The sequence below is a fragment of the Cohnella baijiui genome (assembly GCF_020731285.1).
GTDB lineage: Bacteria > Bacillota > Bacilli > Paenibacillales > Paenibacillaceae > Cohnella.
On record NZ_JAJFOW010000129.1, the window covers coordinates 1 to 396 of the forward strand.

The 396-nt window shown below is 47.2% G+C and carries 1 pseudogene; it reads right to left on the bottom strand.

Annotated features, from left to right (window positions below):
- A pseudogene (locus LKX83_RS31955) lies at positions 1-396 on the bottom strand (nitrite/sulfite reductase); the annotation flags it as partial.

Sequence of the window (396 nt, forward strand, 5' to 3'; positions counted from 1 at the left end):
CCGGAACCGATAATCCTACATAATTAAGCCCCTCTTGACGCTGTTTGTGCACACCGGTAAAATACCCAGCATTCCAGCCTATCGTTTTGTCGTCACCGCGCGTCTCCAATTCGCCAACCAGTTCTTTTAGCTTTGCAAGAAACCTCTCTATTCCCCAATCAGCTACAAGGAATTTAAGGCGGGCATGGTTACGCTTTTGACGATAACCGTAATCACGAAATATAGTTGTAACACCAACCGCCACTTTGACAACCTCTTCCGGGCGTACAAATACATCCAGCTGCTGAGCAAGATACGGACGAGCCGAGAGACCACCGCCAACCCATACATGAAAACCGATGACTTCTTCATCCTCCATTACTTTTGTCGCCGGCGTAAAGGCAATATCATTAATCT